At 36.5% G+C, this 19,514-nt stretch carries 23 protein-coding genes; 15 read left to right on the top strand and 8 right to left on the bottom strand.

Translation table 11 applies throughout. From position 1 onward, the window contains the following. Positions 1–114 precede the first annotated feature (114 nt). Positions 115–1,614 (bottom strand): nitrate/nitrite transporter, encoded by a 1,500-nt coding sequence (locus tag BANA01_RS10435; RefSeq protein ID WP_063253075.1) that lies wholly within the window; start codon positions 1,612–1,614, stop codon positions 115–117. 274 nt (positions 1,615–1,888) lie between these two features. On the opposite strand from BANA01_RS10435, the gene BANA01_RS10440 reads away from it, so the two are divergent. Both BANA01_RS10440 and BANA01_RS29505 read left to right on the top strand, forming a co-directional pair. After that, the gene (locus BANA01_RS10440) at positions 1,889–3,037 is read left to right on the top strand and encodes an acyl-CoA dehydrogenase family protein (protein WP_063253076.1); all 1,149 of its coding nucleotides are present in this window, start codon (positions 1,889–1,891) and stop codon (positions 3,035–3,037) included. A gap of 68 nt (positions 3,038–3,105) precedes the next feature. Continuing rightward, entirely contained in the window at positions 3,106–3,258 is a 153-nt protein-coding gene (locus tag BANA01_RS29505) for a hypothetical protein (protein WP_157411756.1), read from the top strand. A 57-nt stretch (positions 3,259–3,315) separates the two neighbouring features. On the opposite strand, the gene BANA01_RS10445 is transcribed toward BANA01_RS29505, so the two are convergent. Next, the gene (locus BANA01_RS10445) at positions 3,316–3,495 is read right to left on the bottom strand and encodes an H-type small acid-soluble spore protein (protein ID WP_063253077.1); all 180 of its coding nucleotides are present in this window, start codon (positions 3,493–3,495) and stop codon (positions 3,316–3,318) included. Positions 3,496–3,955: 460 nt separating this feature from the next. Here BANA01_RS10445 and ltaS point away from each other — a divergent pair, with 460 nt between their 5' ends. Further along, complete coding sequence (ltaS, locus tag BANA01_RS10450; protein ID WP_082799473.1) at positions 3,956–6,004, top strand: lipoteichoic acid synthase; 2,049 nt, start codon at positions 3,956–3,958, stop codon at positions 6,002–6,004. Positions 6,005–6,156: 152 nt separating this feature from the next. Next, entirely contained in the window at positions 6,157–6,687 is a 531-nt protein-coding gene (locus BANA01_RS10455) for an HD domain-containing protein (protein ID WP_063253078.1), read from the top strand. Between the two features lie 43 nt (positions 6,688–6,730). Here BANA01_RS10455 and BANA01_RS10460 read toward each other — a convergent pair whose 3' ends face one another. Both BANA01_RS10460 and BANA01_RS29085 read right to left on the bottom strand, forming a co-directional pair. Further along, positions 6,731–7,207, bottom strand: a complete 477-nt coding sequence (locus tag BANA01_RS10460; protein WP_063253079.1) for a hypothetical protein — start codon at positions 7,205–7,207, stop codon at positions 6,731–6,733. 112 nt (positions 7,208–7,319) lie between these two features. Beyond that, on the bottom strand, positions 7,320–7,421 hold the full coding sequence (locus tag BANA01_RS29085) for a YjcZ family sporulation protein (RefSeq protein WP_082799474.1): 102 nt from the start codon (positions 7,419–7,421) through the stop codon (positions 7,320–7,322). A 347-nt stretch (positions 7,422–7,768) separates the two neighbouring features. Here BANA01_RS29085 and BANA01_RS10465 point away from each other — a divergent pair, with 347 nt between their 5' ends. From BANA01_RS10465 to mnhG, 7 genes are read left to right on the top strand one after another with little or no spacing between them, the layout of a single operon-like run. Continuing rightward, positions 7,769–10,174: a Na+/H+ antiporter subunit A gene (locus tag BANA01_RS10465; RefSeq protein ID WP_063253080.1), complete on the top strand. Its 2,406-nt coding sequence runs from the start codon at positions 7,769–7,771 to the stop codon at positions 10,172–10,174. After that, entirely contained in the window at positions 10,171–10,596 is a 426-nt protein-coding gene (locus BANA01_RS10470) for a Na(+)/H(+) antiporter subunit B (RefSeq protein WP_063253081.1), read from the top strand. Before BANA01_RS10465 ends, BANA01_RS10470 begins: the two co-directional genes overlap by 4 nt. Beyond that, positions 10,596–10,937 (top strand): Na(+)/H(+) antiporter subunit C, encoded by a 342-nt coding sequence (locus BANA01_RS10475; RefSeq protein WP_063253082.1) that lies wholly within the window; start codon positions 10,596–10,598, stop codon positions 10,935–10,937. The genes BANA01_RS10470 and BANA01_RS10475 overlap by 1 nt, the downstream gene beginning before the upstream one ends. Further along, positions 10,930–12,417, top strand: coding sequence for a Na+/H+ antiporter subunit D (locus BANA01_RS10480; protein ID WP_063253083.1), 1,488 nt, complete (start codon positions 10,930–10,932; stop codon positions 12,415–12,417). The genes BANA01_RS10475 and BANA01_RS10480 overlap by 8 nt, the downstream gene beginning before the upstream one ends. A 7-nt stretch (positions 12,418–12,424) precedes the next feature. Continuing rightward, on the top strand, positions 12,425–12,901 hold the full coding sequence (locus BANA01_RS10485; RefSeq protein ID WP_063253084.1) for a Na+/H+ antiporter subunit E: 477 nt from the start codon (positions 12,425–12,427) through the stop codon (positions 12,899–12,901). Next, on the top strand, positions 12,901–13,185 hold the full coding sequence (locus tag BANA01_RS10490) for a Na(+)/H(+) antiporter subunit F1 (RefSeq protein ID WP_063253085.1): 285 nt from the start codon (positions 12,901–12,903) through the stop codon (positions 13,183–13,185). Before BANA01_RS10485 ends, BANA01_RS10490 begins: the two co-directional genes overlap by 1 nt. Continuing rightward, entirely contained in the window at positions 13,169–13,537 is a 369-nt protein-coding gene (gene mnhG, locus BANA01_RS10495; RefSeq protein ID WP_063253086.1) for a monovalent cation/H(+) antiporter subunit G, read from the top strand. Before BANA01_RS10490 ends, mnhG begins: the two co-directional genes overlap by 17 nt. Positions 13,538–13,614: 77 nt before the next feature. Here mnhG and BANA01_RS10500 read toward each other — a convergent pair whose 3' ends face one another. From BANA01_RS10500 to BANA01_RS10510, 4 genes are all read right to left on the bottom strand, one after another. Next, the gene (locus tag BANA01_RS10500) at positions 13,615–13,884 is read right to left on the bottom strand and encodes a hypothetical protein (protein WP_063253087.1); all 270 of its coding nucleotides are present in this window, start codon (positions 13,882–13,884) and stop codon (positions 13,615–13,617) included. 87 nt (positions 13,885–13,971) lie between these two features. Next, positions 13,972–14,925 (bottom strand): cbb3-type cytochrome c oxidase subunit I, encoded by a 954-nt coding sequence (locus tag BANA01_RS10505; protein WP_369689647.1) that lies wholly within the window; start codon positions 14,923–14,925, stop codon positions 13,972–13,974. A gap of 79 nt (positions 14,926–15,004) precedes the next feature. After that, positions 15,005–15,442: a hypothetical protein gene (locus BANA01_RS30770; protein WP_369689648.1), complete on the bottom strand. Its 438-nt coding sequence runs from the start codon at positions 15,440–15,442 to the stop codon at positions 15,005–15,007. Then, on the bottom strand, positions 15,423–15,974 hold the full coding sequence (locus BANA01_RS10510) for a cupredoxin domain-containing protein (protein WP_063253088.1): 552 nt from the start codon (positions 15,972–15,974) through the stop codon (positions 15,423–15,425). Before BANA01_RS10510 ends, BANA01_RS30770 begins: the two co-directional genes overlap by 20 nt. Before the next feature lie 208 nt (positions 15,975–16,182). Here BANA01_RS10510 and BANA01_RS29510 point away from each other — a divergent pair, with 208 nt between their 5' ends. From BANA01_RS29510 to BANA01_RS10525, 4 genes are all read left to right on the top strand, one after another. Next, positions 16,183–16,329, top strand: coding sequence for a hypothetical protein (locus tag BANA01_RS29510; RefSeq protein ID WP_157411757.1), 147 nt, complete (start codon positions 16,183–16,185; stop codon positions 16,327–16,329). A gap of 202 nt (positions 16,330–16,531) precedes the next feature. Further along, complete coding sequence (locus tag BANA01_RS10515; protein WP_034675948.1) at positions 16,532–17,527, top strand: ABC transporter substrate-binding protein; 996 nt, start codon at positions 16,532–16,534, stop codon at positions 17,525–17,527. Positions 17,528–17,635: 108 nt separating this feature from the next. Continuing rightward, positions 17,636–18,649: an ABC transporter permease gene (locus BANA01_RS10520; protein ID WP_034675945.1), complete on the top strand. Its 1,014-nt coding sequence runs from the start codon at positions 17,636–17,638 to the stop codon at positions 18,647–18,649. After that, a complete protein-coding gene (locus BANA01_RS10525) occupies positions 18,642–19,436 on the top strand; it encodes an ABC transporter ATP-binding protein (protein ID WP_034675943.1) in 795 nt (264 codons plus the stop codon). Before BANA01_RS10520 ends, BANA01_RS10525 begins: the two co-directional genes overlap by 8 nt. Positions 19,437–19,514: the final 78 nt, after the last annotated feature.

Here is a 19,514-nt window from a genome sequence, read left to right on the forward strand (position 1 = left end):
CGTCACAAAAATAGTGAAGGAACTGTGAACTTGAGGCGAAAGTCAAAAAGTTGTAATATTTTAGACTGAATCTGCACTTTTTTTGGAAAAAAAATAGACCCTCCGAGGATGGTCTCATTTCTTTTGATCATCAACTTCATGAAACATGGCCACATAATTCATTGTTTCACCGCTGTCATCTTTAATGGCTGTAATGGTTAACCATTCTTGATAGATTTCTTGGTTTTTTCTTTTGTTCCAAATGAACCCTTCCCAGTAGCCAGAACTGATCAAACTATCCCACATCTTTTTATAAAAAGCATTATCATGTTCTCCTGATTGAAGTACACTAGGCGTTTTCCCGACTACTTCATCCATTGTGTATCCTGTAATTTGGGTGAAAGCAGGGTTCACACTTTGGATGATACCATGTTTATCTGTAACCGTTATTCCATCAGTAGCATGATTAATAATTTTAGCAGAAATATCTTGCTTCTCACGATAGTAAAGCCAGACGACTAATATAGAACTTGCTAATGAAAACTCTGATAGTGACATAAATCCAATAGCATAGTGTCCAGTCCAATTAAAAAGAATGGTCAAAATGATTGGAGGGAAAAAGCCTCCAAGCCCGCCCATGGCAGAGACGATACCATTCACAATTCCAGCTTGTTTCGAAAAATATAAAGGTACTAATTTAAAAATGGTGCCATTTCCTAGTCCTGCACAAATAGCTACGAATAAACAGCCAAACGAATAAATAGGCAGAGAGGGAGTAAAGGCAAGTAGAAAACCGGCGAAAGTAAGTCCTGTGAAAACTCCTATTAAAATAAAAAATGGATTTAATTTATCCCCAAGCCAGCCGCCTATCGGCCGAAAAACAGTAGCTAATGCAATAAATCCAGCTGTACGTAGACCAGCATCTACTTTTTCTAACCCGAAATGATTAACTAAGAAAGATGGCAGATAAATTGTGAAGGCAACAAATGACCCAAACGTAATGAAATAGAATAAACTTAAAAACCAAAGCTTTTCATTTTTATAAACTTCCTTAATTTGTTCAGTTAATGGGTTGTTAACCTTTCTCTCATTTTTATCACCAAATAAAAAATTCAAGACAGCAAAGACCAAAACGACAACAAGGAATATCTGAATGGTGGTTCTCCATCCAAATGCATCTGCTAGAACGGGCGAGGCAAAGGATGTAAGTGCTGTGCCAATATTCCCGGCACCATAGATTCCATTGATAAAGCCATGCTTTTCTTTTGGGAAATATTTAGGCAAAGAGGTAACACCGATAGAAAAAACAGCACCGCCAATACCGAGCATTAAACCTCCCAAAATTAACATAAATAAAGAGTTTGCGATACTTAGAATCCCAATCGGAAGTAATAAAATAATAAAACTAATGGTAAAAATGGTTCTAGCTCCAAACCGATTAGTCCAATATCCAATTGGAACTCTGAGTAAAGAACCAAGGATTACGGGTACGGCTGTGGCCAAGGATATTTGAGTAGAAGATAGCTTAATATCTGCTTGAATATAGGGCATGAGCGACGAAATAAGCACCCAGACCATAAAACCGGCAACAAGGCTTGTGGTTTGAAGATATAATTGTTTTGCACCTTGTGACATTCCAATCCCCCTTCATTTCCATAAGAGTAGTATTTCCGAAATAAAATGATACAACCGAAATTTCTGTCCAGATAAATGATTTTGGCAAATTTTTCTTAGTGTATTATAGAACAAATTATTATAATTAACTGTGAGTTATCACACTAAACTATTAAAATACTATTAAATTTCTTTAAAAATGGAAAATAACTCCTCATTCGTGTAATATCATACTCAAATCACAATAAAAGGAAAGTATAATCCTTATCATATCAATAAGGCAGGAGGGGTTTTTTTGAAATTTAAAGGAAAAAAAACATTTGAAGAACGGTTGGAACTGATAAGCAAACTATCTAAACAATTTAACTTAAGAGCACATAAGGTTGATATCGAGGGAAGTTTTCCATTTGAAAATATTCAAGATTTAAAAGATACCGGCTATACTTCCTTAACGGTTCCCAAGAAGTATGGGGGTAATGAAATTTCTCTATATGACATGCTCCGTTTCCAAGAAAAAATTGCTGAGGGGGATGGGGCAACGGCCCTGTCTATTGGCTGGCATATGGGGATTATTAAAAACCTCGCCGAAAAAAACGCTTGGAATGAAAATATTTTTAGAAAAATATGTGAAGATGTTTTGAATGGTTCTTTAATCAATAGTGCAGCAACAGAGCCGAGAACAGGAAGTCCAACCCGTGGCGGTAGACCTGAAACAACTGCCCATAAAGAAGGAAATCATTGGATTATTAATGGTAGAAAAACATTCACTACAATGGCACCTGTATTAGATTATTTTATAGTTAGTGCGACTTTGAAAGATAGCAGCCAGGCAGGGAACTTCCTTATTCCAAGGTCCTCAAAGGGAATTGTAATAGAAGAAACATGGGATAGTATTGCCTTAAGAGGAACTGGAAGCCATGACCTAATCTTACAAAATGTATCCATACCTGGAGAATATTTTGTGGAACAGATTGGAATAGATGGAAAGAAAGCCAGCGGATGGCTTCTACATATTCCTGCATGTTATCTAGGAATTGCAAAAGCTGCAAAAAGATATGCGATAGAATTTGCGTTAAACTATGCTCCTAATAGTGTTGAGGGTACTATCATAGATTTACCGAACGTACGACAAAAAATAGGGGAGATGGAATTGAAGCTGATGGAATCAGAGTATTTCTTATATGCAGTTGCGAAGCAATGGGATGATTCTGATGAAGAGAAGAAAGCCGTAATGGGACCCATCTTGGGAGCAGTAAAATTAACGGTTACGAATAACGCCATCACCATAGTGGATTTGGCAATGAGAATAGTAGGGGCAAGAAGTTTATCATTGAAAAATCCTCTGCAACGGTATTATCGTGATGTAAGAGCGGGACTTCACAACCCGCCGATGGACGATATGACCATCCAACTCTTAGCAAACAATGCTATCAAAGGATTATGAAATCAGTGTAGGTTTTTTTGATTAATTTGGCCTCACCTTGAACATTTTAACTATAAGGGGTGAAGACAATGCCAAGAGGTAAGGAATTGAGTCAACTTCCTAAGTCTAATACCAAACTAGACGTAGGTACAAATACAAGAGAAGTCCTTGGTAAAGGTTATGATCAACAGATTAAACCTCAGCCAAAAGACATAAATAAGGAAAACGAAGACATGATATAGGAGCAAACGGGCAGGTATATAAAAAAGTGCCTCCACCTTAATAAAGGTGGAGGTATTTTATTCTTCAATCAGTTCGCCAAGTTCAACAATGGTTCGCTCTTCAAGCGGTCCTCTTAGATGGACGGTTGCTGTTCTTCCATCCTCATTTAATTGGTCAATCCAAACCGAAGCCCCATTATATTTCACTTCAATATCAGCAGAAGACGATAATATTTGCTTTACACGATTAACATTCATTTCTTTCACTCCTCTTTCATTAGTCATTATATTTTTACCTTTATGTGGGATTTAATTCATTTTAATTGTAATCGCTTTCTTCTATTATAAATAGTTCTAAAAGGATAGCTTGGATTATATTCTGTAAAAGATAAGACTAAAATCATATTGCATGCCTTAAAATTAGGGTTTATGATTACTTAGAAAAAGATTCCTTCAAAAAATAATGAAACTTAATAAACTTGTTATCGTCTTATATTAAAGGAGTTTCAATTATCCTAAGGCTGAATAAAATAAATTTTATGCCTCCATATGAAATTGACCAAGCTTTGCACAATAATTTAACCACTAATTTAAGTGAAATTTGACGAAAAAATTGGATATTAATGGTAAGGGTTTTGTTTTTATTTTTTTTGAAATGTGATATAGTTATTGAGGTTCGTTTACCGAAGGTTGTTGGTAAGTGAGAGGAGAAATAGAAATGAAAAAGATTCAACTGCCAAAAATAAAAAATAATGGATCGATTGCTTTCTTTGCAATTGCTGTTGTTTTATTCTGGCTAAAAACTTATACTGCTTATCAAATTGAATTTACGCTTGGAATTGATAATAACTTACAAAAGTTTCTTTTATTCATCAACCCATTAAGTTCAGCACTGTTCTTTTTTGGTTTAGCATTACTTTTCAAGAAGCGTATGAAATTAGTAATGATTATTACGAACTTTATTTTGTCGTTTTTATTGTACGCAAATATTGCTTATTACAGATTTTTCAGTGATTTTATTACGGTTCCAGTATTGATGTCGACGAAAACAAATGCAGGACAATTAGGAGATAGCGCGCTTTCTTTAATGTCTCCATTCGATTTCCTATACTTCTTGGATTTCTTTATTTTAATTATTCTTGCTGCAACTACTTTTAAAAAGGCAACGGTGGAACATAAAAGGTCATTTAAAGTGGTGTTGTTGTTCGCTGTTACTGTATTTTTATTTAATCTTGGTTTGGCTGAAAAGGATCGTCCGCAGCTTTTAAGTCGTTCTTTTGATAGGAATTACTTAGTAAAATATTTGGGCGCCTATAACTTCACCATCTACGACGTTATTCAAAACATTAAATCTTCAGGTCAACGTGCACTTGCGGATAGCAGTGATATTACGGATGTTGAGAACTACCGAAAAGCAAATTTCTCTAGCCCTAATCCTGAATATTTTGGTAAGGCCAAAGGAATGAATGTAATCTATATTGCAATGGAATCACTTCAAAGCTTCGCCATCGATTATAAAATGCCTGATGGTCAGGAAGTGACACCTTTTTTAAATTCTTTAGTGCACGGAAATGAAGCTTTTTATTTTGAAAACTTCTTCCATCAAACCGGTCAAGGAAAGACATCGGACGCAGAATTTTTGATGGAAAATGGATTATACCCAATGGCTCAAGGTGCTGTATTTGTCAACAAAGCCCAAAATACCTACCATGCCATGCCGGCGATTTTAAAAGGTAATGGTTACTATTCTGCTTCGTTCCATGGAAATTATAAAACATTCTGGAACCGGAACGTGATGTATAAGGCATTAGGATACGATCAATTTTTTGATGCCGAATATTACAATATGACAGAGGAAAACACAAAGAATTATGGTTTAAAGGATAAGCCATTCTTCACGGAATCAATGCCATTACTTAAGAGCTTACCACAGCCGTTCTATACAAAGTTTTTAACCCTTTCAAATCATTTTCCATTTGAAATGGATCCAGAGGATACAGAATTCCCTGCTGGGGATACAGGTGATAAAGTGGTTGACCAGTATTTCCAAGCAGCGCATTATATGGATGAAGCGATTGAACAGTTCTTTAATGATTTAAAAGCTTCAGGTTTATATGATAATACCGTTATTGTCATGTATGGTGACCATTATGGTATTTCGGAAAATCACAACGAAGCAATGGCAAAAGTTCTCGGTGTGGAGGAAATCACACCAACGTTAAATGCAGGCTTGCAACGCGTTCCTTTATTTATTCATGTTCCAGGGGTAAAAGGTGGAGTTCAACAGCAATACGGAGGTCAGGCAGATGTTCGTTCGACAATCCTCCACTTCTTAGGAATAGATACGAAAGACTATATGGAACTTGGGTCTGACCTATTATCTCCAGATCACAGAAACTGGGCTTTATTTAGGAACGGCGACTTCGTTTCACCAGAGATTGTTCAGGTCAAAGGGAAATGCTACAGTAATGTAACAGGAGAATTACTCGAAGGGATTGAAGCATGTAAGGAAATTGCGGATAAAGCAGCTACAGAGCTTCAAATTTCAGATGAAATTGTCTATAAAGACCTTTTACGCTTCTACGAGCCGGAGGGATATACTCCAATAAATCCAAACGACTTCGAATATTTAGCACCAAAAGCTAAAAAAGAAATAAAGGACACGGAAGATACAAGTGATACAAAAAGTACTGATTTTACTGAAGATACAAGTGAAACAGAGACTGAAACTGAGAGTATAAATTCCGCTGATTCTGTTAAAGAATAATAAATCATTACAAATTAATGAGGGGCTTTCATTAAAAATGAAGGCTTCTTTTTTTATTCGTTTTAATGAATAAATATGTAGCTTTAGCATTATGTTTATACTATAATGAATAGTAAAAAAATTGCACATTGCATGGAGTGGAGGAGATTGATATGAGAGATGTAAGGTTAATTAACATATTTGAACATCATATTGCACAAAAATACTTGAATCGATCTGGAATAGCCCATGCAATTGCTGTTGCCTATCATGCCTTTCATTTAGCGAAAGAACATCAAGTTGATATTGATACAGCGGCAAAGGCGGGGCTTCTACATGATATGGGGCATTACACATGGTATAAGAACGGAAAATGGGATTATGATTTATATAAGCAAAATGACATACATCCGATTAAAGGGGCGGAAAGAGCGCACAAGTTATTAATCCGCCTTGGTGAAAATCCAATAAAAGCAAAGACAATCGCATTAGCCATTCTTTTTCACACTGATTCTTTTTTACCATCAAACGACATTGTACGGACACCGTTGCAGCAAATTGTTAAATGGGCAGATGAAAGAGACGAAGAGGAGGGTGGAATGCACCATTATCGAAGTATTGATTATGAACGGGCAAAGCATAGTATAACTCGTTTAGATGACTGGATTGATGTGGAACTAGAAAATATGGCTGAACATGGGTGAATAAAACAAGCTGTGCTCCTGGCACAGCTTGAGATTTATGTATTTATACCCGACGGAATCCCTCTTCTTGTAAAAATCCTTCAGCTTCACCGTATGTATCGAAGCTTTCTTCAAGGTTTAGTCCAAAGTAAATATTCCAAGTATCGTTTTCATTGATTAAAATTAAATGATTTTTCTTCTCGTCGACCCAGCGTTCTTCCACCTGGTTACCGATAATCGCTTCTTCTGCAATTGACTTTTCTACAGGTAATAAAGATTCAATGGACTCTTTAATCAATATTTTCAATTCATCTGCTGAAAAATCACGAATATTAACCATTCCTTTCTCGTCTGTTTGATAGGAATGTAGATTTCCCGCATAAACAAATCCGTTTCCGTTTGGATGAAGGTGGTAAACCACATTCTTCTTGTCGGAAGCGCTGTTCGGCAGTTGGAAATTAATTCGCTTCAGTGAGACGTCTTTTCGTTCTAGTTCAGGAAATGTTTCAATTATGGATAATTTTTCATTAAAAGTAAGCATTAGTGCCTCCAATTTTTTCGTAATAGTACTATCATACAGATAGTTTAACTGAAGATACAACAAATTATTTAAAAAGGCTTCAGCGCCTAAGCACTGGAGCCCCAACTGCGGATTAATATCCGCCGCCAAAAAATGCAGATCCGACAATAATTAAAAGAATAAATAAAACAACAATTAATGCAAATGTGTTGTTGTTACCGCCTTGTTGACCCATTCCGTCTCCACCTCCACAGACCGTTATCTACCTTTAATTTATGAAATAACCGCTTGGAAGGCTTGGACGAAGTTCATGGTTGTATTATTTTTTATAAAAAACGATTGTATGGACACCAATGTCATGTTACCATTATATAAATAAATAAAAACGATTTTTGGAGGAGTCTGTCACCAAGGGATAACTATGTCCCTTGGTACAGACTCCTTTTTGTAGTTCCAAAAATTGAAATTCAAAATTAATGAAAAGATTCGAGAGGTGGAATGATAGTATAAAGCTAGAATTGAGAACTAGAATTAATCTGACAACCTAATGGGTTGGTATCTCAGAAATAAGGAGGTTATGTTATGTCTGCACCACACTTAGCGATAGTAGCACCCTTGGTCCTTTCTGTTTTTATTCCGGTGTTTTACAGAATATTCCGCCATATACATACAGGATGGTTTGTGCTGCCGTTACCTATTTTGTTGTTCGTCTATTTCCTCACTTTCTTACCGGAAACGATGAGGGGGGAATCATTCATTGAAAGTATGAACTGGATCCCGTCTTTAGGGATTAATTTTACAGCAAAAGTCGATGGACTTGGCCTTTTATTTGCACTGTTAATCACAGGGATTGGAGCCTTGGTTGTTCTTTATTCCATCTATTATCTAGCAAAGACTAAAGAAAAGCTCAATAACTTTTATGTATATTTACTGCTCTTTATGAGTGCGATGCTTGGAGTTGTCTTATCGGATAACTTAATTGTCATGTATGCATTTTGGGAACTGACCAGCTTTTCGTCTTTTCTTTTAATTGGTTACTGGTACGAACGAGATAAATCTCGTTATGGTGCACAAAAATCAATGCTCATTACGGTATTTGGCGGGCTCGCTATGCTGGGAGGAATCATCCTTCTGTACATTATGACAGGAACTTTTAGTGTTACAAAATTGATATCTCAAGCAAATACTATTTTTAACCACGCATTATTTGTGCCTGCATTACTTTGTATTTTACTTGGTGCTTTTACAAAATCTGCGCAATTTCCGTTCTATATTTGGCTTCCGGATGCAATGGAAGCTCCAACACCCGTGAGTGCTTACTTACACTCTGCAACAATGGTGAAGGCAGGAATTTATTTAGTAGCACGTTTTACTCCGGTGTTCGGGGATCATTTTCTATGGTTCTGGCTAGTAACAAGTATCGGGATACTTACCTTGATATGGGGTTCTATATTTGCGGTGAAACAGACCGATTTAAAGGCGATTTTAGCCTTCTCAACTGTCAGCCAATTAGGTCTGATTATGTCCTTACTTGGTGCTGGAGCAGCAGCTCTTCATTATGAATTTTTGGATGAAAATATCTATACGGTAGCTGTCACGGCGGCTATTTTCCACTTAATTAACCATGCAACCTTTAAAGGTAGCCTATTCATGGCTGCTGGAATTATCGACCATGAAACAGGGACAAGGGATATTCGTAAATTGGGTGGTTTAATGCACTATATGCCGATTACGTTTACGATTTCTATTATTGGTGCTTTCTCAATGGCGGGACTTCCACCATTTAACGGGTTCTTAAGTAAAGAGATGTTTTTTACAGCCATGGTGCATGTAACGGAAATGGATTTATTTAATCTTGAAACATGGGGTTTTGTATTCCCAGTGCTTGCTTGGATTGCCAGCGTCTTTACTTTTGTTTATAGCATGATTCTTGTTTTTAAAACATTCACCGGTAAGTATCAGCCGGAAAAACTTGATAAAAAGCCACATGAAGCTCCAATGGGATTGCTAATCTCACCGGTTATACTCGTTTCACTTGTTATTATTTTCGGGTTTTTCCCAAACCTTTTATCTGATATTCTCATCTCACCTGCTATGGCTTCGATTCTTCCAAGTCTGCTTGGGGCGGGTGATGAATTTATGGTTCACATTTCCTTCTGGCATGGACTGAATATTGAACTGTTTATGACCCTCGGTGTAGTTTGTTTAGGAATTATCCTTTATATGACGCATTCAAAATGGAAAAAAATCTATAAAGCGATTCCAGAGAAGCTTTCTCTTAATCAATTTTATGACTTTTTAATAGAAGGACTAGAATCAGTTTCTTCTAAGGTAACTAAAACCTATATGAATGGATCGATTAGATCCTACCTCGTCTATATATTTGCATTCTTTATTGTTATCCTTGTAACTACACTAATTGGAAAGAATGCCTTTATGTTTGATACAAACAATGTATCTACAATAGGAATTTATGAAGTTGTATTGGCTATTCTTGTAGTTTTGGGATCGATTTGTATTCTATTTGCTAAATCAAGAATGACTTCTATTATCTTGCTTGGTGCTGTTGGTTATACAGTTTCTTTATTCTATATACTGTTTAGAGCACCAGATTTAGCGTTAACTCAGCTTGTTATTGAAACGATTTCTGTTGCCTTATTCTTGGTGTGTTTCTATCATTTGCCTAAATTAAGGAAATTTGAGACAAGAATGAGATTTAGACTTACCAATGCTCTCATTTCTGTTGGAGTAGGAACACTCGTAACCTTAATCGCACTATCAGCACATAGCAGTAAACTTTTTGAGTCTATTTCGAAATATTACGTAGAGAATACGTATACAGAGGCTGCTGGCAAGAACATGGTAAACGTCATACTAGTTGATTTTCGCGGCTTTGATACACTTTTTGAAATCACAGTATTGGCCATTGCTTCTTTAGGAATCTTTGGCATGATCAAATTAAGATTGAATGGGAGAAAAGAAGGATGAGAAAAACGAACAATATCATACTTGAAACAGCCGTAAAAGTTCTTCTCTTCTTTATTGCCCTCTACTCAGTCTATATTTTTACAGCGGGTCATTATTATCCCGGCGGAGGGTTTATAGGAGGACTAATGACAGCAGGAGCGATTGTGCTCTTATTAATAACCTATGATATCAAAACAGTTACAAAAATTTTACCAGTAAACTATCGGATTCTTACAGCGATTGGACTGCTATTTGCAATTGGAACAAGTGCAGGTTCTTTGATCTATGATTTACCATTTTTAACCCATGCATTCGGAGATGTTCACTTACCGCTCCTTGGTGAATTATCTATTCATACAGCAACACTTTTTGATTTAGGAGTGTACTTTGTTGTTGTCGGAGTGACGATGACCATTATTCAAACGATTGGAGAGGATGAATAATGGAAATTTTAATGGCATTTGTGATTGGTATTTTATTTTCGACTGCTACCTATTTAATGCTTTCAAAAAGTCTGCTGCGTATTATCGTCGGCACTGGACTATTAAGCCATGGTGCACATCTCCTTATTCTAACGATGGGTGGTTTGAAGAGGGGTTCTGCTCCTATATTAGGGGGAAATGCGGAGAGCTATACAGATCCACTGCCTCAAGCATTAATTTTAACAGCCATTGTAATCAGCTTTGGTGTGACAGCCTTTTTCTTAGTCTTGGCTTATCGAGCCTATCAAGAACTGGGGACAGATAATGTAGAAGAAATGAGGGGAACAGAAAAAGATGACTAATTTAATCATTTTGCCTATATTAATCCCCTTATTTACTGGGGTAGTATTAATTTTTCTAAATAAAAGAATCACAGGTCAGCGAGTTGTAGCAATCTTCTCTTCCATAGGTACAATGATTGCTGCGGGGGTCATTGTACAAAAGGTACGCACCGATGGGATTCAATCGCTTAATGTAAGCAGCTGGGACGCTCCATTTGGGATTACTTTAGTTTCTGACATGTTTTCAGCGCTTCTAGTTCTAATAACAAGCATTATTGCGTTTGCATGTTTAATTTACTCCTTTAAATCGATTGGACAAGAACGTGAAAAATACTACTACTATGCTGTTTTTAACTTTTTATTAGTAGGAGTGAACGGAGCTTTTACAACAGGAGATATCTTTAACCTTTTTGTGTTTTTTGAGGTCATGCTTATGTCTTCCTATGTTTTGTTAGTTCTTGGAGGAACAAAGATACAACTAAGAGAATCAATTAAATATTTACTTGTGAATGTCATATCATCTGCATTATTTGTTGTTGCGGTTGCCTATTTATATTCTGTAGTCGGCACGTTAAATATGGCTCATATTTCTAGTCGAATCAATGAAATTAGTGTAAATGGGATGCCAGGAATATTAACAGTTATTGCAGTCTTATTTTTAATCGTTTTTGGTTTAAAGGGAGCGATTTTCCCGCTCTACTTTTGGATGCCGGGTTCCTATTACGCACCTCCAGCTCCTGTATTAACACTTTTTGGTGCTTTATTGACAAAAGTTGGAGTTTATTCGATTACAAGAACATATACTCTTTTCTTTTATCATGATATGGATGCGTTTGGTATTCTCACCATACTAGCGATTCTGTCCATTGTGTTCGGTGTTATTGGTGCCATTGCGTACTGGGATATCAAGAACATCATTATTTATAATATTATCATCGCTGTTGGAGTGATTCTATATGGCGTTTCTGTCTTGAACACAGCCTCCCTAACAGGTGCTGTTTACTACCTGATTCACGATATGCTTATTAAAGCAGCATTATTTCTGCTCGTAGGAATTGTTATTACGATTACTGGAACGAGTAACTTAAGAAATATTAGCGGGTTAATTACCCGTTATCCAGGTCTTGGATGGACATTCTTTATTGCTGCTCTAGCGCTCGCAGGAATTCCTCCGTTGAGTGGTTTTGTTGGAAAACTCCTAATTGTGCAAGGTGGATTTGAGGGAGAGAGCTTTATTGGCGGCTTCATTACATTGATGTCGAGTTTACTCGTACTTTTTTCGGTTATGAAAATTTTTATTAATGGTTTTTGGGGAAAGGACCGTACTTACGGTGGAGAGGAAAAAGCACCTGTAAAACAATTGCTTATTGCTCCTGCTATATTAGTAGCGATATCTGCTCTTTACGGAATTGGTTCCGAATTTATTTTGCCGTATATTTCTCAGGCAGCCGACACCCTGCTGAATCCTAAATTATATATTGATGCTGTCTTAAAGGAGTGAATAAGCTTTGGCATTTCAAATTTTATTGAATGTGGTATTAGCCTTTTTATGGATGTTTATTAAGGTTTCCTACGATCCCATAAGTTTTATAAAAGGCTTTATTTTTGGACTCCTTGTCATATTTGTGCTAAGACGTTACTTCCATAGCCGTTTTTATTTATTCCGATTATGGTCCTTTATAAAGTTGACTTTTATTTTTATAAAGGAATTAATTTTGTCCAATATAGCCATTGTAAAAATTGTATTAAAACCTAAATTAGATATGAGGCCCGCTATTTTTGCAATGGACACAGTTTTAACAAAGGATTGGCAAATCACTTTACTCTCAAGTTTAATAACATTAACGCCAGGTACATTAGTCATTGATGTTTCAGCGGATAATAAAACCCTTTTTATTCATGCGATGAATATTGGGGAAGTAGAAGATGAGATTAACAGTATTAAGAATTCATTCGAAAAAGCTATTTTGGAGGTGAGCAGGTAATGATTGAGATTATTATTCGATTAGCATTGTTATTCTGCTCTCTTTCGATGCTTGGATTAATTTATCGGGTAATAAAAGGTCCTAGTGTAGCCGATAGAGTGATTGCATTAGATGCAATAGGTATAAACCTTGTAGCGATTACAGCATTGATATCAATCGTTTTAAACTCTCATGCTTTTCTTGAAATCATACTATTAATAGGGATTCTAGCCTTTATTGGAACAGTTGCGTTTGCTAAGTATTTGGAAAAGGGGGTAATTATCGAACGTGAGCGTAATCATTGATTTTCTTATTGGATTCTTTATTTTAGTGGGAGCTCTATTTTGCCTAATTGCTACGGTTGGAGTAATTAGACTCCCTGATGTTTATACACGAAATCATGCTGCCTCAAAGGCTGCTACCCTAGGGGTAATGTCTATTCTATTGGGAACTTTTCTATACTTTTATGCCTTGGAAGGTCATTTTAATTCAAGGCTAATTTTAGGAATTATCTTCCTTTTTATGACTTCCCCTATTTCAGGTCATTTAATTAACAGGGCAGCCTATAATTCAGGAGTAAAACTTTGGGATAAAAGTGTAAGAGACGACTTAAAAGAATATAATAAAAAGGTAATGGAGAAATCATCTGTTGAATAATTACAGAATAAAAATAAAAAGTGTTCCAGTTATTGCTTGGAACACTTTTTAAATAAGGGTTAGATTTGTTACATTTTTTAATGCTCTATAATCCGAACATATTCCCTAGGTTTAAATGGCTCAAATAATTTCCATTGGAAAGTAGATTCCTCCGTGTTTAAAGTCGTATTCAACGGAGTAATTTCATTATTCATTGGAACTAAATTCAAATTATTTACTTGGGATTCCATTTGATTAACTGTAAATTCCCGATGGTTTTCTTGCTGTTGCTGCAGGTACCAAGCGGCTGTTAGTAAAAGTAAAAATATAGAAGAACTTATCGCAATTTTTATTTTCAATTTGTACATGCACCTCCCGTTAAGGATTAGTTTGCACAAATATTGAAAAAACGAACCATCTTGTCATCCATGTGGACGACTGGATGGTTCGTTTTTTTAAGAAGCAGATTTTAGAGATTTATCTGTTGTATTGCTTCCAATTTTCTTTAATCCAACAATAAAGCGAATGGTAAAGACAAGGGCAGCTGCTATGATAAATATCCCGCAAAGGGCTCCAACTTGGTCAGAGGCTGTCCACTCAGGTAAATGCTCAGCCCATCTGCGCGGTGCACTAATTTTTCCAGCATATAAGAACGATCCAGTTAAACCGGTGAAAAAGATAAAATAGGTAACAATCGCTAACTTATCCAGGCTTTTTTCTTTCTGAGTTCCTTCGGTTTTATTGAAATAATACATAAATCCGAAAATCATTGCAACGACGCCCATCCCCATATACGTATGAAAGTGACCTGGAACCCATTTTGTATTGTGCATGATGTGGTTAATCACAATGGTTGCGTCAATGATTGTCGGTACTGCGCCAGCTACCCAGCCAAACATGGCCAAGAACATCATACTTGAAGCAAAATCCCATTTTATTGCTGAATGGTAGACAATCATTAATGCACCATAGGCTGTGACAACCATAACGGGAAGCCCATTCGCATATGAAAAAACTTGACCAATGATTAACATCCATTTTGGTACTGCGAAATCCATTAACAGATGGTGAGTATAAATCATTAACGTAAAGATAGTGGAACAGTTCCAAGCAATTAAAAAGACTTTATTCGTTTTCCAAGGACGTCCCGTATAGTTAGATAATATTTCGTAAACAGCGATGACAGCCATGTAAATGGTACAGTTTGCAAAAATATGCCCAAACGCATAGGTTAAATGTTTAGCCAGCATTGGATCCATACTAAATGGTGGATTAATAATGTTGATGAAAGAGACAACAATCACCGTTGCACCTTCAAGAATCGCTGTAGAATTAGTGATGATTACCATTGTAGCTGCAACGACAGATGAAGGCGGGCCATACTTTTTTTGCCTAGGATAACATCCCAACCAAGTGACTTTAATAATCCGCCATATTCTTTTTTAAATCTCGCTGCTAAGTAAAAGTACATGAGCAGATAACCAATCCCTAAAGCAACATTCCAAATAAAAATAATAATGCACCCGTCTTACCATAGAGATTAGCTGAGTAGGCTGGCAGCGGGAATAGGAATGTCCAGCCATCGGAAAAATGAAAAACAAAAATAGCGATAAGGATGAATAAAACCCCGATCAATGACAATAGTAAATTGGCAAAAAAGATTTTAGCATTTAAATGGATATATGTAGACAGGTAATACCACATGATGGCGCTTCCACCTAAGGCAGCAATTCCAATCATGCCAGTTCCATGTATGGTCATAACTTTATAAAATAATTGTGGTGAAATCTGGATAACATTACCTTGATTTAATAACATAATGACCCCAAAGATCATCATTAAAACTATAACCACAGAGGTAACCATTAGAGATAATGCAACACCTTTATTCGTAATTTTGCTGGCATTATTCATTATGGTCGTCACTTCCTTCTTTGGGTTTAACAGTAATTTCCTTCATCATAACGTGATGTCCCACACTGCAATATTCCAAACATAAAATTTTATAAGTGCCTGGTTTGTCGAACTTTATTGTCGCTGTATTCGTGTAGTGGGGCATCGCTTGTGTTTGAGCAATTAACTTTAAATCTGGATCATAAACACCAAAACCATGCGTAACATCTTTACTAGTCACCTGAAATAGAACCTCATCCCCAACTGTAAACTCTTCATCACTAAGTTCCCAAGCATATTGAAGACCTGTAACCTCAACAACTGTTGCTTTTCCTTTTGCGATGGCATGTTGATTATGATAGGGAAGTTTACTTAGTGACATTGCTGTCGCAAACCCCATTACTGCCACCAGCCCAATGAAATAAAACTTTCGGATTTTGTAGCCTTTTTCTTGAATTGGACCATATTCTCTTAGTTTTCTAGATTCTCCATACACAAAGGCAAAAGCCAAGGCAAGAAGAAAAACCAGAAATAATGTAGCGTACCATGCAATAGATTGGTACATATATCCCCCCGAATAATTAATTGAACATGCAGTCCTCCAACCACATATTTCCACTACCATTTTATTCTAGTAATTGTTAAGAAAAAGTGAATTTTATCATACCCTTGCTCGTAATTTAAAAGTCTACTTTTTTAACCATATTTCTTTACCCCCACAAATGTCCCCAATGCTGCGAATCATGTGGTAACTAAAAATATGGAGGTTAGATATGGGAACTACTATGATTGATATCGATAAGCTGCTAGAAAAAACTGCAAATCTAACATCTGAGAAAATCAAAAGTAAATTAAAAAAAATAGAAATCGATAAATTATTAGATCAAACACAGGAATGGAAATTAAATATAATTAACTAGAAAAATGTATAGGTAACCGTTAAAGCTCTCATATACTGGGGGCTTTTTTATTTTTTTAAATAATTAAAAAATTTGTCGCTTTAAAGCGGAAAAATAATTTTAGGTATTTCTATTGCTTTTACTCAAAAAAAATACTAGAATAACTTTTATAATATAATAAATTTTTAAAAAATTAAAAATGAGTTTTAGGGGGATGTAACAAATGAAAAAAGGTGTAAAGGCATTGTCTTTTGCCTTAGCTGGAATGATGTTGCTTGCTGGGTGCGGCAGCAAAGAATCAGCTGGGGGAACAGAAAAAGAAGGAGAAAAGGTATTTAAAATTGGGATATCCCAATATGCTACACATCCATCATTGGATGCAGCCACTGAAGGCTTTAAAAAGGCATTAGCAGATAAAGGCATTAAAGTTGAGTATGACGAGCAAAATGCTCAAGGTGAATCGGCCAATGTTCAAACAATCTCTAATAATTTTGTCGGTGATAAAGTCGATCTTATTTTTGCAAATGCGACTCCAAGTGCTACTGGCGCATTAAATGCAACGAAGGAAATCCCAATTATTTTTACATCTGTAACAGACCCTGTGGGTGCTGAATTAGTAAAGGCATTTGATCAGCCGGGTGAAAATATCACTGGTACAACTGACAATCATCCTGATGGAACAGCAAAAACGATAAATTTTATTACTGAAGAGGTTAAGGCAAAAGAAATTGGTGTTATCTATAATTCTGGTGAACAAAATTCTATCGTTCAAGTGGAAGAAGTGAAAAAGTTAGCGGAAGATAAAGGTGCTAAGCTTGTAGAAGTGTCTGTCTCTACATCTGCTGAAGTAAAGCAGGCTGCTGAATCCTTAGTTGGTCGTGTTGACGCTATCTATATTCCAACAGATAATACGGTAGTTTCTGCTCTTGAGTCTGTTATTTCGGTTGCAAACAGCAAAAAAATCCCTCTATTCGTGGGTGAGTTAGATTCAATGAAAAAAGGTGCAGTTGCTGCGAGCGGATTTGAATATTTTGATATTGGATATCAATCAGGTTTAATGGCTGCTGAAATTTTAAGCGGAAATAAGAAGCCTTCTGAAATCCCAGTAGAATTACCAAGCAGTTTAACACTTGTTATTAATAAAAAAGCTGCAGAAGCACAAGGGCTAGAAGTGAAAGAGGAATGGAAAGACCTTGGTGAGTTTTACGAAGGTGAATAATAATTCTTTGTAATGCTGGGAGTCAGCCGTTAATATGGTTGACTCCTTCATCACTCCATTAAAGAATTTATACAATTAGAACAAAGACTTAAAGAAAGGATGATCTCAATGTTTATAGCCATATTTGGATCATTTGAAGCAGGTATCATCTACGCGATTATGGCACTGGGCGTCTATCTTTCCTTTCGTATTCTGGATTTTCCGGATTTAACGGTGGATGGGAGTTTTGTAACAGGTGCAGCTTTGTCAGCAGTTTTGATAGCTGGCGGGGTGAACCCGTTTTTAGCTACGATATTAGCACTATTTGCAGGGTTTGCAGCAGGTTGTATAACAGGACTGTTACATACCTTTGGAAAAATTAATAATTTGCTTTCAGGTATTTTAATGATGATTGCCTTATATTCTATTAATCTTAGAATAATGGGAAGATCAAACATTCCCTTGTTAAATACAGAAACTTCATTCACACAAATCGGTGGGATTTTCGAAAATTTGGGAGTAGATTCTTTTTTAAATGGTTTGCTAACGATGGTTGGTCTTGGAGACAGCCTTCCAGATACATGGGGCATTTTAATTTTTATGATTATCGTTACCTTTGTAATTAAATGGCTTACGGATTTATTTTTACAGACGGAAATTGGTCTTGCTGTTAGAGCGACTGGTAACAATAAACAAATGATTCGCAGTTTTTCTGCTAATACGAATCTCCTTACCATTCTAGGACTCGGGTTATCCAATGCTTTGGTTGCATTTTCCGGCGCATTAATTGCACAGCAAGGTGGATTTGCGGATGTAGGTATGGGTATCGGGATGATTGTAATTGGTTTAGCCTCTGTTATCATCGGTGAAGCCTTGTTTGGTACCAAATCGATTGCGCGTGCTACTCTTGCGGTTATCGGAGGTTCCATTATCTATCGTATTGTGGTTACTCTTGCATTAAGGGTGGAATTCCTAGATCCTGGTGATATGAAGGTGATAACAGCATTAATTGTCATCATCGCCTTAACCGCACCAAAAATGATTGATCACTCTAAAGAGAAAAAGCGGAAAGCACGAAGAAGACAAGAAAAGCTGAACATGTTACAAGCATCGGCTGAGCGAAAGGGTGAGAACCATGCTTGAATTAAATCAGATTCATAAGATATTTAATGAAGGTACCCCCGATGAAAAAATTGCTATTGATCATATTAATCTGACCTTAAAACCAGGTGATTTTGTTACGGTTATTGGAAGTAACGGTGCTGGGAAATCAACACTAATGAATATTATTTCAGGGGTACTAGTACCCGATGTTGGTGAAATCCAAATTGGCGGTAAAAATGTAACCACCATGTCAGAGTATAAACGATCGAAAATGATTGGACGGGTATTTCAGGATCCAATGGCAGGAACTGCTCCTAGCATGACGATCGAGGAAAACTTGGCAATGGCCTATTCTCGAAATAAAACGAGAACCTTCAGGAGAGGAGTCACGAAAAAAAGACGTGATTACTTTCGGGAAGTGCTTGAATCATTGCACCTTGGATTAGAAAACCGGTTAAGTGCTAAGGTTGGATTGTTATCCGGTGGAGAACGACAAGCATTATCACTGTTAATGGCAACCTTTACTGAACCCTCAATTTTATTGCTTGATGAGCACACGGCTGCACTGGACCCATCAAGAGCGGAATTAATAACTAATCTAACGCGTGAGATTGTTGGGAAATATCAGCTTACGACGTTAATGGTAACACATAATATGCAGCAAGCGATTGATCTTGGAAATCGCTTAATTATGATGGATAAAGGTCAAATTATTTTAGAAGTAGACGCTGAAGATAAGAAAAACCTTACTATTGAGGGATTATTAGAGGAATTTAAACGCATTCGCGGAGTGCAAATGGCCAGCGACCGTGCCGTTTTGTCCTAAAACTTTTGAGAAACAGCCTTTTTTAGGGTTGTTTCTTTTTTTGTGTTATCAGTAAAGTGGAGAGGCTTCACTTGCCCG

The sequence above is a fragment of the Neobacillus niacini NBRC 15566 genome (genome assembly GCF_001591505.1).
In the GTDB taxonomy this organism is placed as follows: domain Bacteria; phylum Bacillota; class Bacilli; order Bacillales; family Cytobacillaceae; genus Neobacillus; species Neobacillus niacini.

Bases quoted from the DNA above. Each gene is read 5' to 3' on its own strand.
- BANA01_RS10460 (WP_063253079.1), bottom strand. From the start codon at position 7,207: ATGCTTACTTTTAATGAAAAATTATCCATAATTGAAACATTTCCTGAA.
- BANA01_RS10515 (WP_034675948.1), top strand. From the start codon at position 16,532: ATGAAAAAAGGTGTAAAGGCATTGTCTTTTGCCTTAGCTGGAATGATG.
- ltaS (WP_082799473.1), top strand. From the start codon at position 3,956: ATGAAAAAGATTCAACTGCCAAAAATAAAAAATAATGGATCGATTGCT.
- BANA01_RS10525 (WP_034675943.1), top strand. From the start codon at position 18,642: ATGCTTGAATTAAATCAGATTCATAAGATATTTAATGAAGGTACCCCC.
- BANA01_RS29085 (WP_082799474.1), bottom strand. From the start codon at position 7,421: ATGGGTCAACAAGGCGGTAACAACAACACATTTGCATTAATTGTTGTT.
- BANA01_RS10475 (WP_063253082.1), top strand. From the start codon at position 10,596: ATGGAAATTTTAATGGCATTTGTGATTGGTATTTTATTTTCGACTGCT.
- BANA01_RS10465 (WP_063253080.1), top strand. From the start codon at position 7,769: ATGTCTGCACCACACTTAGCGATAGTAGCACCCTTGGTCCTTTCTGTT.
- BANA01_RS10470 (WP_063253081.1), top strand. From the start codon at position 10,171: ATGAGAAAAACGAACAATATCATACTTGAAACAGCCGTAAAAGTTCTT.
- BANA01_RS10500 (WP_063253087.1), bottom strand. From the start codon at position 13,884: ATGTACAAATTGAAAATAAAAATTGCGATAAGTTCTTCTATATTTTTA.
- BANA01_RS10455 (WP_063253078.1), top strand. From the start codon at position 6,157: ATGAGAGATGTAAGGTTAATTAACATATTTGAACATCATATTGCACAA.
- BANA01_RS10510 (WP_063253088.1), bottom strand. From the start codon at position 15,974: ATGTACCAATCTATTGCATGGTACGCTACATTATTTCTGGTTTTTCTT.
- BANA01_RS10520 (WP_034675945.1), top strand. From the start codon at position 17,636: ATGTTTATAGCCATATTTGGATCATTTGAAGCAGGTATCATCTACGCG.
- BANA01_RS29510 (WP_157411757.1), top strand. From the start codon at position 16,183: ATGGGAACTACTATGATTGATATCGATAAGCTGCTAGAAAAAACTGCA.
- BANA01_RS29505 (WP_157411756.1), top strand. From the start codon at position 3,106: ATGCCAAGAGGTAAGGAATTGAGTCAACTTCCTAAGTCTAATACCAAA.
- BANA01_RS10435 (WP_063253075.1), bottom strand. From the start codon at position 1,614: ATGTCACAAGGTGCAAAACAATTATATCTTCAAACCACAAGCCTTGTT.
- BANA01_RS10480 (WP_063253083.1), top strand. From the start codon at position 10,930: ATGACTAATTTAATCATTTTGCCTATATTAATCCCCTTATTTACTGGG.
- BANA01_RS10490 (WP_063253085.1), top strand. From the start codon at position 12,901: ATGATTGAGATTATTATTCGATTAGCATTGTTATTCTGCTCTCTTTCG.
- BANA01_RS10445 (WP_063253077.1), bottom strand. From the start codon at position 3,495: ATGAATGTTAATCGTGTAAAGCAAATATTATCGTCTTCTGCTGATATT.